Origin of the sequence: Citrobacter sp. Cpo103 (genome assembly GCF_030332605.1) — a bacterium.
GTDB lineage: Bacteria > Pseudomonadota > Gammaproteobacteria > Enterobacterales > Enterobacteriaceae > Citrobacter > Citrobacter portucalensis.
This window is the reverse complement of sequence record NZ_JAOWHO010000016.1, coordinates 1-13695: the sequence shown is the minus strand read 5'-3', so window position 1 is coordinate 13695 and position 13695 is coordinate 1. Positions and strand designations below refer to the sequence as shown.

At 50.0% G+C, this 13695-nt stretch carries 12 protein-coding genes and 1 pseudogene; 5 read left to right on the top strand and 8 right to left on the bottom strand.

Annotated elements, in window-relative coordinates:
• Positions 1-151: 151 nt before the first annotated feature.
• The 3 genes from OGX89_RS00135 to OGX89_RS00125 all read right to left on the bottom strand — a co-directional run bounded on the left by OGX89_RS00135 (position 152) and on the right by OGX89_RS00125 (position 2864).
• On the bottom strand, positions 152-925 hold the full coding sequence (locus tag OGX89_RS00135) for an SDR family NAD(P)-dependent oxidoreductase (protein ID WP_001091224.1): 774 nt from the start codon (positions 923-925) through the stop codon (positions 152-154).
• A gap of 65 nt (positions 926-990) precedes the next feature.
• Positions 991-1692 carry a DsbA family oxidoreductase gene (locus OGX89_RS00130; RefSeq protein ID WP_008502228.1) on the bottom strand — a complete coding sequence of 234 codons (702 nt, stop codon included), beginning with the start codon at positions 1690-1692 and terminating at the stop codon, positions 991-993.
• 65 nt (positions 1693-1757) lie between these two features.
• Positions 1758-2864: an alkene reductase gene (locus tag OGX89_RS00125; RefSeq protein WP_006687059.1), complete on the bottom strand. Its 1107-nt coding sequence runs from the start codon at positions 2862-2864 to the stop codon at positions 1758-1760.
• Between the two features lie 212 nt (positions 2865-3076).
• Between OGX89_RS00125 and OGX89_RS00120 the strand changes: the two genes are divergently transcribed.
• Positions 3077-3406, top strand: coding sequence for a thioredoxin family protein (locus tag OGX89_RS00120; RefSeq protein WP_008502229.1), 330 nt, complete (start codon positions 3077-3079; stop codon positions 3404-3406).
• A gap of 29 nt (positions 3407-3435) precedes the next feature.
• On the opposite strand, the gene OGX89_RS00115 is transcribed toward OGX89_RS00120, so the two are convergent.
• The 4 genes from OGX89_RS00115 to OGX89_RS00100 all read right to left on the bottom strand — a co-directional run bounded on the left by OGX89_RS00115 (position 3436) and on the right by OGX89_RS00100 (position 5828).
• Positions 3436-3774 carry a carboxymuconolactone decarboxylase family protein gene (locus tag OGX89_RS00115; RefSeq protein ID WP_000888080.1) on the bottom strand — a complete coding sequence of 113 codons (339 nt, stop codon included), beginning with the start codon at positions 3772-3774 and terminating at the stop codon, positions 3436-3438.
• A 4-nt stretch (positions 3775-3778) separates the two neighbouring features.
• A complete protein-coding gene (locus OGX89_RS00110) occupies positions 3779-4360 on the bottom strand; it encodes a TetR/AcrR family transcriptional regulator (RefSeq protein ID WP_008502230.1) in 582 nt (193 codons plus the stop codon).
• 141 nt (positions 4361-4501) lie between these two features.
• A complete protein-coding gene (locus tag OGX89_RS00105) occupies positions 4502-5059 on the bottom strand; it encodes an OsmC family protein (protein ID WP_000108589.1) in 558 nt (185 codons plus the stop codon).
• Positions 5060-5243: 184 nt separating this feature from the next.
• Positions 5244-5828 carry a recombinase family protein gene (locus OGX89_RS00100; protein ID WP_008502231.1) on the bottom strand — a complete coding sequence of 195 codons (585 nt, stop codon included), beginning with the start codon at positions 5826-5828 and terminating at the stop codon, positions 5244-5246.
• Between the two features lie 159 nt (positions 5829-5987).
• On the opposite strand from OGX89_RS00100, the gene OGX89_RS00095 reads away from it, so the two are divergent.
• Complete coding sequence (locus OGX89_RS00095; RefSeq protein ID WP_126957567.1) at positions 5988-8972, top strand: Tn3 family transposase; 2985 nt, start codon at positions 5988-5990, stop codon at positions 8970-8972.
• 33 nt (positions 8973-9005) lie between these two features.
• A pseudogene (locus OGX89_RS00090) lies at positions 9006-9523 on the top strand (IS1-like element IS1B family transposase); the annotation flags it as partial.
• A gap of 126 nt (positions 9524-9649) precedes the next feature.
• Here the strand turns inward: OGX89_RS00090 and OGX89_RS00085 are convergent.
• Positions 9650-10879, bottom strand: coding sequence for an EAL and HDOD domain-containing protein (locus OGX89_RS00085; RefSeq protein WP_042201166.1), 1230 nt, complete (start codon positions 10877-10879; stop codon positions 9650-9652).
• Positions 10880-11676: 797 nt separating this feature from the next.
• Here OGX89_RS00085 and OGX89_RS00080 point away from each other — a divergent pair.
• Positions 11677-12374, top strand: a protein-coding gene (locus OGX89_RS00080) for an IS1 family transposase (protein ID WP_094106546.1) whose coding sequence is annotated in 2 segments (ribosomal slippage) — positions 11677-11926 and positions 11926-12374 — 699 coding nt in all. Because the reading frame shifts where the segments join, the coding sequence is not laid out codon by codon here.
• A 151-nt stretch (positions 12375-12525) separates the two neighbouring features.
• Positions 12526-13686, top strand: a complete 1161-nt coding sequence (locus tag OGX89_RS00075; protein WP_049015173.1) for an IS30 family transposase — start codon at positions 12526-12528, stop codon at positions 13684-13686.
• Positions 13687-13695: the final 9 nt, after the last annotated feature.

Sequence of the window (13695 nt, the reverse complement as noted above, 5' to 3'; positions counted from 1 at the left end):
GTCGTCAGAACCCGGCATAACACCCTGTGCCGGGAACAAAAAAGGCACGGATGAACAGGTTGTGAATATCCTGAGTGAAGTCTGCTGATGACATTTCTGGCGACAAAAAAATGACGCCCGTAAAGGGGCGGCTCTTGTCAACGTACCGGGGTTATCGTCTGACCGCCATAATGCCGGCATCGACATCCCAGATAGCGCCCGTCACCCATGATGTTTTGTCAGACAACAGGAAGAGAATGGTGTTTGCCACATCCTCTGCGGTTCCGACGCGGCCTAACGGGTGGAAATCGTTCAACGACTTCATAGCATCAGCGATATCCGCTTTGTCCATGAAGCCTTCGTATATTGGTGTATGAACAATCCCGGGAGACACAGCGTTGACACGAATACCCGCGCTGGCCAGTTCAATCGCCAGATTACGCGTCAGGGCATGCAGACCCGCTTTTGCCATTGAATAGGCCGAGGACGGCGAGTCACCCAGTGCTGCCTGGGCACCAATCGAACCGACGTTGACGATAGACCCTTCGAGCTTCGCGGCGAGCATGTTCTTCACGACATCCTGCGTAATAAAGAACGTGGCGCGGTTCAGCGAAAAGTACATGTCATAATCGGCAAAGCTGTGCTCGGTAAACCCTTTCGGCATAAAGATCCCGGCGGCATTTACCATCAGGCTGATATCGCGATGGCTGGCATTGATTTCATGACGGATAGTTTCCATACCTTCTTCAGTCATCAGGTTGGCCGCGATGACCGCCACCGGTCCCAGCGGGCTCAGCTCTTTTTGTACCGCTTCGGCTTTGTCTTTTTTATTCCCGGTCAGCACCACACTGCCGCCCGCTTCCAGTACCATGCGTGCCACGGCGAGACCCATGCCGCTGGTGCCGCCGACGACAAGCAGTTTTTTACCTTTGAAAAATGTATTCATTTTCAGACTCCATTACTGGTGGGTAAGACGTTGCCGGCAGCGTGAAACTGCCGGCGGTTGACGGATTAAATGCTGCAGCCATCCGTTCCGCAGGTCTGACCCGCAGTGGCTGAAAATTCGGTTTGCTGTTCATCCCAGACCTGACGCAGGGCATTCAAAAAGTTGTCTGCCCCCTGAGCCCCGCTGATGGCGTATTTCTCGTTCATCACAAAAACCGGAACGCCGCTGAGGCCAATAGACTGTGCGTGGGCTTCATCGTCGGAAACGGTGGCGCGAAAATCGTCATTTTCCAGAGCGGCTTCGGCGTCAGCTTTCTCCATACCGGCTTCTACGGCCATTGCAACGAGCTGCTGACGGTCAAAGAGAGAGCGACCTTCGGTGATACTGCCGTGATAAAAACGTTCTTCCACCGCGTCCGCAATTCCGGCCTTACGCGCGGCAACCAGCAGGGTGTGTGCATCTTCTGTATCACCAAACATCATGCCGTCAAAGTTGTAGATCAGACCTTCAGATTTACCGGCGGTGCCCACCTGATTCATCATCAGCTCCGCTGAATGCTGACTGCCCAGTTTTTTAACGATGGCATCCTTAAAAGGCATAGCGGGAGTACCACCGGCCAGACGGTAGCTGTGATGACGGATCACCACCTGATCGCGAAATTCAAAGCGATTCAGACCCTGTTCAAATCTTTTCTTAGCAATCCAGCACCACGGGCAGACCAAATCTGACCAGATATCGATGGTGAGGGTGGGTTTCAGCGTTTGCATAATGATTCCTCAAAGACCTTGGGCGGTCGGGTCTCACTTATCAGAGAACCGCGACCGTATGGGATTTATTGCGCCTGCCAGACCGGGTAATCGGTATAGCCTTTTTCCGGGGAACCACTGACGCCGTAGTAGGTGGCGCGGTCACTTTCTGCCAGTGGCCAGCCGTTTTGCATTCTTTCAACCAGATCCGGGTTAGCGATGTAGGGCACACCAAATGCCACCAGATCCAGCTCATCATCTTCCAGAGCCTGCTCTGCGATATCACGGGTGAAACCGCCGGCAGCGATGATGGTGCCTTTAAACGTGTTGCGAAAACGGCGGCGGAATCCTTCCGGAAGTGGCGCTTTGGTGTACACCGGCTGATAGTAAAGGTGTACGTAAGCCAGCTCCCGCTGACCGAGCGCGTCGGTGATGGCTGACCAGGTTTGCTCTTCACCTTCATACGGCGCGAGGTCATAAATGCGGCCGAACGGTGACAGGCGCACGGCAACGTGGCTGTTACCCACGGCTTCCGCCACGGCGTCAATGGTCTCCAGCAGGAAACGCTGACGATTTTCCACCGAGCCGCCGTATTCGTCGGTGCGGGTGTTCAGTTCGCTACTGAGGAACTGGTCAAAGATGAATCCGTTTGCAGCCATGATTTCCACACCGTCAAAGCCGGCTTCCATCGCCAGGCGTGCGGAGTGCACGAAGTCTGCAGTGATGCGTTTCACTTCATGCGTTTCCAGCGCGCGTGGCTGGCTTGGTACAACCGGGCCCGGTTCTCCGGATTCGGTCAGCGCAAAAACGGTGGTATTGACCGCCTGAACGGTGCCCGCTGAAACCGGCGCTATGTGGCCTGGCTGAAGAGAGACGTGAGACATACGGCCGACGTGCCAGAGCTGCGCGAAAATACGGCCACCTTTGGCGTGAACCGCTTGTGTCACCTTACGCCAGCCCTGGACGTGTTCGTCGTTGTAGATACCAGGGGTATAGAGGTAACCCCGGCCTTCTTCTGAAACCGGCATCCCTTCGGTGATGAGCAGGCCAGCAGAAGCACGCTGTGCATAGTACAAAGCCACGACCTCATCCGGCACGTCATTCATGGTGCGGGTGCGGGTCATCGGTGCCATGACTACACGGTTTTTTAACGCCAGGCCAGACAGATTGTAGGGGGTGAAAAGCTTACTCATCGTATACCTCACAGAAACAAAAAGGAGTATCCCGGCAGGGATTTGCACAACCCGGAAGTATCATCGACCGGACGTCGCGCACTGGAGTTGCATAAACATCTGATGGATGGCAATATACCAACCATCTAGTAGGTAGGTCAACGGGGGTGCCGTATTTTTTTGTCATAACGCAGCCATTTCTGAATTGTCACTCATTTTGCGAGGTCATCACCATGCGTACATTAACAGCTTATAACGAAGATAATTTCCGCCAGATAGAGCAGTACAAAGGAATATCGGTGGTACGTTTCTCTGCACCCTGGTGTCCGCCCTGTCAGGCCAGCGAAGAAATGTTCAGTCAGTTTGCAGACCGGCTCGATGGAGATATTCAGGTGGGGAAAGTCAATGTAGATCAGGCGCCGGTGCTGACAACCAAATACGAGATCTGGGGGCTGCCGTCTGTGCTGATATTTCATGAAGGGCAATTAGTTAAACGCATACCGGGTGTGAAACCTGCATCGGTATATGCTCAGGCGATTGCGGACATAAAAAAAGGGCAGTAATGCCCTTTTAACGTGGAATTTATTAATGCTTAACCGCGTGCCTGACCGACGGCATCCAGAGTGCGGGCTGAATAAATGACCGCCGCGCCAGCGTTGAGGTTAATCGCCACGCCCAGCGCTTCAGCAATTTCAGCGTCGGTTGCACCGGCTTTCACAGCGGCGTCGGCGTGAAAAGCAATACAGCCGTCGCAGCGGGTTGTGACTGCGCACGCCAGGGCAATGAGTTCACGCACTTTTGCGCCCAAAAGGTCAGTTTTGTTACCTGCGTTGCCCAGGGCAACCACGCCTTTCATGGTCTCGGGGGTCAGTTTGCCTAACTCGCCTAAACGTTGCATTAACTCTGAGCGATAGTTGTTCCAGTCCAGCATAGTGTCATTCTCCTGAATGAGGGGTATTAAGAAGCAGTTTTATATACTTAAGGCTGTTGGCGAAGACTTCGGGTCTGGCCGTTGCATGCGCCACTACGCTTGAGCCTTCACAGACATTAATGATCATCAAAGCAATATCTGATGGTTCGGCATGGGATGAAAACTCACCTGACTCCATGCCCGCCCTGACGACTTTTGTGAGCCACTCGATTTGCATATCGAAATAAAGTGATGTCTGTACAGTAATTGCCTGAGGCAGATTGGCGGTCTCTGCTGACAACGCACAACACAGTGGCAGTAGTGAAGCTTTATGGCTTTGCGCGAAGATATCGATGTAGGCCGCAATTCTTTTCTCCGCGCTTTTCTCAGTAGCCTCTATCTGCTCAAATACGCGTTGCGTATCAGAGAACGCCTGTATTACCACCTGCTCACCCAGAATATCTTTGGTCGGGAAATGGTGATGAATACTGGCCTTGGTGATACCCACTATTTTTGATAAATCAGCATAGCTGAATGCTGAATACCCTTTTTCGCGCATCAGGTGTTCTGCTTCGCTGAGCAGCCGTTCCCGTGTCATGGTTGTCATAATTACTCCATATAATCTACTAGTTGATAGATTATATTGTTGCTATTTTTCCGTAGCAAGTTGTATCACTGACTCAGTATCGTGCAGAGCTGAACGTCACTGCCATCCTGCATTCTGAATGGCAGCATTACATCTCTGACATCACGCCAGGCGTGTAATCATTTCAACCGGATTAGCCAGAGTATCGTGGATTGGCGAATTCTTTTGCATTTCGCTGACCAGCGCTTCTAACTCCTCGCGACTGGCGGTCTTGCTCGTAAGGTGAACATCGACGCGAATAGATTTCGCACCTTTACGCACGTTGCTGTCCAGCCCAAGGAAGCCGTTGAGGTTGATATCGAAATTAAGATCCAGCTCGATACCGTCCAGGTCGATCCCTTTTTCAGCAGCCATCATGGTGAGGGTGGCGGTATAACAGCCAGCCAGCGCCTGCATGATGTATTCAGTCGGGCTCATGCCGGTATCGGTGCCGAGTAAACCTGCGGGTTCATCACCGATATTAGAAAATTTCCCCACGCGGCTGGTATCGATAACGCCGTTCTGGATTGTGGCGCCGGTCTCTGTGCGAACGGTTAATCCGCCGCTGGAACGGGCTTTCATCTGGAAAGTCAGGTTACCCAGGCCAGGCTGGCTGCGAACTGCTTCACGGGTATTGTGGATCGCAGCTGCGTCTGCAGAAGGTTTAACGGTAGTAGACATAATGGCTCCTGTAATTTCTTGATAAAAGTTATAGCTGGTGTAATCAGTGTCAACCATCTAGTTGGTAGGTTAATATCGCGAACCTCTTTTGTCTACTCTTTTATAAAAAATAGGGGGAAAAGAACCCAGAAGGCTGTTTTATTTCATAATAACCATTTGATTTTTTTATAATCTTCCCAGCCGCTCACTCTTGCAGCAATCCAGCCTTTACCCGAAGGATAGTCTGGCGGGTGGTATTAAATTCCCGGGCAATAGCACTGATACTGATGCCAGCATTTAGGCGCTCTGTCACTGTTTGCTTTTGTTCCTCGCTCAGGATGGGAGGGCGACCGAAGCGTTTTCCAGCCGCTTTTGCCCTCGCAATACCTGAATGCGTTCGCTCAAGCAGCAAATCCCGCTCAAACTCCGCTACAGCAGAAATTACCTGCATAGTCATTTTTCCGGCCGGACTGGTCAAGTCAACGCCTCCGAGTGCGAGACAATGAACGCGAATATCTAAAGCCGCCAGTTGCTCTACTGTTTTTCGGATATCCATCGCATTACGACCCAGACGGTCAAGTTTGGTGACAATCAGTACATCCCCATTTTCCATGCGATCTAGCAACCGGATAAATCCGGGGCGTTCGCTGGCAGCAACCGAGCCACTGATATGCTCCTCAATAAGTCGTTGGGATCTGATGGCAAAACCCGCCGCTTCAATTTCACGACGCTGGTTTTCTGTGGTCTGTTCCAGAGTTGAGACCCTGCAGTAGGCAAAAACACGTGACATGGGAAACTTTCCGTACGAAATAGGTGTCCGAATTATAACGTGTGTCCGAAATTAATTTCACTAAGTTTCGGACATGTGCTGTAAGCGGTGTACGAAACCGACCGGTTTCGGTCACTGTTAACCCATAACATATGGAAACTATACGCGAGGGAAGCATTTATGCCACGGCGACAGATACTGAGCAGTGAAGAGCAGGAGCGCTTGCTGGTTATTCCAGATGATGAAATTATTCTGACCCGAATGTGTTTTCTGAATGAACAGGATATTGCGCTCATTAATAAACATCGACGGCCAGCAAATCGCCTGGGTTTTGCTGTATTACTCTGTTATCTGCGTGGACCTAGATTTATTCCGGACAAAAGCAATACCCCTCACAGTGACGTCATATCCAGAATTGCTTCCCGGCTGAAACTTCAACCTGATTTATGGCCGGAATATGCATCCAGAGAGCAAACTCGCTGGGAACATCTGACTGAACTTTATCGCTACCTGAAATTATCCCCGTTCAGCCGGTCACTGCAAAAAGATTGTATCCAGCATCTGCACCCCTATGCCATGCGTACTGACAAAGGATTTATGCTGGCGGAAGAAATGCTCAGTTGGCTACATAACAATAATGTTATTTTCCCTTCTGTTGATGTGATCGAACGGACGCTTGCCGAAGTTGTCACGCTTGCTGACAGAGCCGTATTTTCGGCACTTACTGCGCAACTGGAAAAGCAGCATAAATCAGCACTCGACAGCCTGATCATATCAGAGGGTGAACAACCTTCCCGTCTGGCATGGCTACTTCAGCCTCCGGGTAAAATAAACGGTAAAAACGTGCTGCAACATATCGACCGGCTTAATTCCATCGCCGCGCTGGAATTGCCTGATGGTATTGCGCTTTCCGTTCACCAGAACAGGTTACTAAAACTGGCGCGTGAGGGCCGGAAAATGAGCAGCAGAGATCTGGCTAAATTCACCGATGTCAGACGTTACGCTACGCTGGTTTGTGTCATTCAGGAAGCGCGGGCCACACTGACTGATGAGGTTATCGAACTGCACGAACGTATTCTGGGCACTCTGTTCAGCCAGGCAAAACGCACACAAGCCGAGAGGCTTCAGCTGACGGGGAAACTCATCCAGAGCAAGTTGAAGCAATATTTTACTGTCGGTCAGGCACTACTGCATGCCAGAGAATCCGGTGAAGATCCCTGGGCAGCGATAGAAGATGTCCTTCCCTGGCAGGAGTTCATCAACAGCCTGGAAGAAACACGGTTTCTGTCCCGTAAGGGCAATTTCGACCCGCTTCACCTGATCACCGAAAAATACAGTACGCTGCGTAAATACGCCCCGCGTATGCTGTCAGCATTGCAGTTCATGGCGACACCTGCGGCGCAGACGCTCAGCGATGCGCTGGACACCATCAGGGAAATGTACCGTAAACAACTTCGTAAAGTGCCGCTATCGGCGCCAACAGGATTTATCCCTGAAAGCTGGCGAAAACTGGTACTCACGCCTTCAGGAATCGACCGCAAGTACTACGAGTTTTGCGTAATGAATGAACTCAAGGGGGCGCTACGTTCCGGTGATATCTGGGTAAAAGGATCGCGCCGCTACAGAAATTTTGATGATTATCTCATCCCGACTGCTGAGTTTGATAAATCCCGCCACAATGACCAGTTACAGTTGGCCGTTCAGACCGATTGCCAGGCATATCTTCAGGCCCGTATGACGCTTCTTGCATCGCGTCTGGAAGAAGTTAACGCGATGGCGCTTGCCGGTGATTTGCCCGATGTTGATATTTCAGATAAAGGAGTAAAAATCACTCCGCTGGAGAACAGCGTCCCTTCGGGTGTTTCGCCCTTTGCCGATTTGGTTTATGGCATGCTTCCTCATCCGAAAATTACAGAGATACTGGAAGAAGTGGACAGCTGGACGGGGTTTACGCGTCACTTCGCGCACCTCAAAAATAATAACGTCAGACCAAAAGACGGAAGACTGTTGCTGACCACCATTCTGGCCGACGGCATCAATCTGGGGCTGACAAAAATGGCGGAGTCCTGCTCGGGGGCAACAAAATCGTCACTCGAAGGTATTCAGGCATGGTACATCAGAGATGAAACTTATTCAGCGGCACTGGCCGAGCTGGTCAACGCTCAGAAAGCGCGGCCTCTGGCCGCATTCTGGGGCGACGGGACAACATCATCGTCAGACGGGCAGAACTTTCGGGTAGGCAGTCACGGACGTTATGCCGGTCAGGTCAATCTTAAATATGGTCAGGAGCCGGGCGTGCAGATTTATACGCATATCTCAGACCAATACAGCCCGTTCTATGCCAAAGTGATCAGCCGGGTGCGCGACTCAACCCACGTGCTTGATGGCCTGCTGTACCATGAAAGCGATCTGGAAATTACCGAGCATTACACCGATACCGCAGGCTTCACTGAACATGTTTTCGCCCTGATGCACCTGCTGGGATTCGCTTTTGCGCCGAGGATCCGGGATCTTCATGACAAGCGGCTGTTTATTCATGGAAAGGCCGAACGCTATCCGGGGCTTCAGTCCGTCATATCAACAACCAGCCTGAATATCAAAGACATTGAGGCACACTGGGATGAGGTATTGCGCCTGGCAACCTCGATTAAGCAGGGGACAGTCACCGCATCGCTGATGATGAAAAAGTTAGCCAGTTACCCAAAACAGAATGGACTTGCCAAAGCGCTGAGAGAGATTGGCCGCATTGAGCGGACACTATTTATGCTGGACTGGTTCCGTGATCCCGGTCTGCGCCGACGCGTACAGGCGGGGCTGAATAAGGGTGAGGCCCGTAATGCCCTTGCGCGAGCGGTCTTTATGCACCGTCTGGGTGAAATAAGGGATCGTGGGCTGGAGAATCAGAGTTACCGCGCCAGCGGGCTGACGTTACTGACAGCGGCGATCACGTTGTGGAACACGGTATATATAGAAAGAGCTATTGAGTCACTAAAACGAAAAGGTATCCCGATAAATGAGCAACTGGTATCTCATCTTTCTCCCCTGGGCTGGGAACATATCAATCTGAGTGGAGATTACGTCTGGCGTAATAATCTTAAGCTGGGATCCGGAAAATACCGCTCATTACGCACAGTCGACACCACATTGTACAAAAAACAGTCTTAGCGTGGGATAATTTCCGTTTTCCAAGCGGACCCCATGAATGGCGTTGGATGCCGGGCAACCGCCCGCATTATGGGCGTTGGCCTCAACACGATTTTCCGCCATTTAAAAAACTCAGGCCGCAGTCGGTAACCTCGCGCATACAGCCGGGCAGTGACGTCATCGTCTGCGCGGAAATGGACGAACAGTGGGGATACGTCGGGGCTAAATCGCGCCAGCGCTGGCTGTTTTACGCGTATGACAGGCTCCGGAAGACGGTTGTTGCGCACGTATTCGGTGAACGCACTATGGCGACGCTGGGGCGTCTTATGAGCCTGCTGTCACCCTTTGACGTGGTGATATGGATGACGGATGGCTGGCCGCTGTATGAATCCCGCCTGAAGGGAAAGCTGCACGTAATCAGCAAGCGATATACGCAGCGAATTGAGCGGCATAACCTGAATCTGAGGCAGCACCTGGCACGGCTGGGACGGAAGTCGCTGTCGTTCTCAAAATCGGTGGAGCTGCATGACAAAGTCATCGGGCATTATCTGAACATAAAACACTATCAATAAGTTGGAGTCATTACCATGATAATAGTGTCTCGTTGTGTCTGGATAAGCGGATATAACGGCGTTCACCGGTATTTCTTTAATTAAAAAAATGATGTGTATGACTGATTTGTCTTGTGATAAATATCCTTAACAGACGGCGAGCTCGTCCGCCCATTTTGTTGCGGCCTGCATGGTTTCTATAACAGTGAACTCGCTGATATTGAGGGTATTACATATTTTCGCGGTTTCCTCCCAGTTAAGTTTCTCATAACATAACGACAGGGTCAGTATGTCAAAAAGTTCACCTTTATGTTCACAAAGCGCGGCAGTTACGTTTTGCGGGATTGAAATCTGTTTAATTAAATCGTCCATGGGGAGTTCAAGAATGACATCCAGCAATGAAAACAGACCGCATATAAATGCGTTATAGGATAATGAAACATTATTTATTTTTCCGGCAATTAATTCGCAGAATTTTCCGCGAACCATGCTCAGATGATAAAGTTCACTGATGCCGGAACGCCCCATATTTGAAAGGGCGGCAACCGCAACAAACCGCCGGAGTTCTTTGCCCCCCATATACATCAGCATTTCTTTCAGGGTAAGATTGTCCGCCTGAATTATGCCATGTGATTTAAACAGCATGTTTCTGACGTAGCGCATGATTTTATATGACAGCGTCAGATCGGTTTTAAGCAGACGTTCGACCGCGGCAAAGTCCGGGTTTTCCCTGTTCACCTCCATCATCAGCCTGGAGAGTGGCAGGGGGTTCTGGGAAAGGCATTTATTTCTGAGGATTTCCGGGCGACTGAAGAAAAATCCCTGGAAAAGCGCGAAACCCGCCCGGCTGTAAAGCTCAAACTCGTCCCTTGTTTCCACTTTTTCAGCAAGGAATTTTATGCCCTGCAGAAGCTGACTTTTTCTGTGGATATATTGCCGGATATCTTCATAGTCATTGTCTCTGACATCAAATTTGATGACAGAAATATACTGCATAAAGCGGTCCCATTCATCATCCATCGTGAAATCATCGAGCGCAAGCTGGTAACCCCTGTCGTGCATATCCTTTACGGCACAGAAAAGCGCATCATCCGGGACTGCATTTTCCAGAATTTCGATGACCACTTTTTCATTCGGCAGCGTATCGCCCAGTCCGTTAATGATCATCTGGTGCGGCACATTAATAAAAGAACTGTGATTGTTGGCTATACGGGGAACAGGGATGCATAAAAACTGGTCAGAAATCATTCTGGACGTGGCGTATTCTGGTGAAACATCGGGAAAGGCATTGTTCATTCCGTCCCTGAAAAGCAGCTCATAAGCGACGGTCTGCATTTTTGTGTCAAAAATAGGCTGGCGTGCGATAAATGAATACATATTCCCGGTCCCCAGGTCAGCGTTATAATTTTTAGAAATGTAACCTTTCCATGCTTATAACACGCACTACGGGCAATAAATTTGATCCGGAGCACAACTCAAATCATAAAAGAACCGGGATGATGCGACATCACCATTCCCGACCAACAGAATTGTTCACTGATTTATTCCTTCCCTGCAATTTAATTTTCGGGGTAAATTTCATTTATGTCCATAGAAAAAATCATTTTATCCACAGTTTTTGACAGACGTCATATAATTTTTTAACCGTTACACAGAGAATTAAACCGGTACCATTAATACCGTAACTGATTATTATTACCAGTGGGCATCCGATAATAACAAGTCTGATAATGATCAGGCTATTATTAATTCCCGTCTGCCGCATCACCTGATGAATAATAAATCGCCATCAATGCAATAATAATCATTACTGACAAGAAAACGGATGGCCACCATGTTTTCATCTGTCCATCATGAAGAAACACTCGCCTTCCTTTGCCTGACATTACGGCAGCCGGTTAGCGCCTGGTGCGCACAGAGGATCTCATCGAGCAGGACAAACCTGTCAGACACAACCAGGATTGCACCACTTGCCCCGTTAAGGTATGTGGCAAAAACGATCTGTACAGTCATCCCCCAGACTTTCCCGTCACGACAGAGATACGATATTCTCGTTCTGTACGTCGATGCTCTGATAATTTTAGGGAAGGTGCGAACAAGTCCCTGATATGAGATCATGGGTAATGCTGCCAACTTACTGATTTAGTGTATGATGGTGATTTTAAGGTGCTTGCGTGGCTTCCATTTCCATCAGATGTCCTTCCTGCTCCGCTACTGAAGGCGTGGTGCGTAACGGCAAAAGCACTGCCGGACATCAGCGCTATCTCTGCTCTCATTGCCGTAAAACATGGCAACTACAGTTCACTTACACCGCCTCTCAGCCCGGTACGCACCAGAAAATCATTGATATGGCCATGAATGGCGTCGGATGTCGCGCCAGTGCACGCATTATGGGCGTTGGCCTCAACACGGTTTTACGTCACTTAAAAAACTCAGGCCGCAGTCGGTAACCTCGCGCATACAACCGGGCAGTGATGTGATTGTCTGCGCTGAAATGGACGAACAGTGGGGCTACGTCGGTGCTAAATCACGTCAGCGCTGGCTGTTTTACGCGTATGACAGGATACGGAGGACGGTTGTGGCGCACGTCTTCGGTGAACGCACTCTGGCCACACTGGAGCGTCTTCTGAGCCTGCTGTCGGCCTTTGAGGTCGTGGTATGGATGACGGATGGCTGGCCGCTGTATGAATCCCGCCTGAAGGGAAAGCTGCACGTTATCAGCAAGCGTTACACTCAGCGCATTGAGCGACATAACCTGAATCTGAGACAACATCTGGCAAGGCTGGGACGGAAGTCACTGTCGTTCTCAAAATCGGTGGAGCTGCATGACAAGGTCATCGGGCATTATCTGAACATAAAACACTATCAGTAAGTTAGAGTCATTACCCACCTATTTATACCAATACCTCCATTCTTCATTAAGGGCTAAGGAGCGGTTTGCTTGAGCTAGTAGTAACGTCCGTTCCTGGCTGTGAGTTCAACGGGTCGATGCAACGCTATCCTTAATCAAGGGGGACGTTGCCATGAAACGAAGAACTCGGATTTACTACACGCCAGAGCAGAAGGCGATTATCTGGGACAGATATAAGCAAGGTGATTCCCTGCATGATATCGCCAGAATGTTCGACAGATATCATTCTTCTATTATGCCCACTATCCACCAGACTGGTGGATACCGTCCTCCTGTGAGAAAGCGGCACCGATTAGCGCTTACGCTTGATGAAAGAGAGGAGATATCCAGAGGATTGGTAGCAAAACTCAGTATCAGGGACATCGCTGCCAAATTATCAAGAGCGCCCTCAACGATTAGCCGCGAGGTCAGGAGGCACGGAGGTGCCAGGCAATACCGTGCAGCAAAAGCCGATACTTCTGCGTGGGAAAATGCTCTGAGACCAAAACCTTGCAAGCTAATTGAAAGCCCCACATTGTGTAAAATCATTGCAGAGAAGATGCATCAGGACTGGTCGCCGGAGCAGATCGCCGGTTGGCTGAAACGCTGTTATCCGGATAATCAGGAAATGCATGTGTCACACGAAACGATTTATAAAACGCTTTTTATACAAACCCGGGGCGCATTAAAAAAAGAGCTGCAACAATGCCTCAGAAGCGGAAGAGCGGTTCGTAGATCCCGAACGTCATCACTTAAAGGGAAAGGATTAGGGAAAATCCCGAATGCGCTATCTATCAGCGAAAGGCCACCGGAAGCCGCAGACAGAGCCATACCTGGTCACTGGGAAGGTGATCTGATCCAGGGCTCGAAAAACTCCTATATCGTCACCCTTGTAGAACGCCATTCCCGCTTTGTTATGTTGGCCAAAATCAGGGACAATAAGACCATAACGGTTATATCTGCACTCATCAGACAAGCCCGGGAATTACCTGTTGAGCTTTATAAAACATTAACCTGGGATCGGGGCGCTGAAATGACCAGCCACACCCGGTTTACTGTAGCAACAGACATCCAGATTTACTTCTGTGATCCTCAATCTCCCTGGCAACGTGGCTCAAATGAAAATACGAACAGATTGCTCAGACAATATTTTCCAAAGGGAACTGACTTATCGGTTCACAGTCAGCAGAGACTAAACAGCGTTGCGAGACAGCTCAACGAAAGACCGAGAAAAACGCTAGACTATGAATCACCCGCAGAACGGTTCAATAAGTGTGTTGCGTCCATCAGTTGAACTCACAGC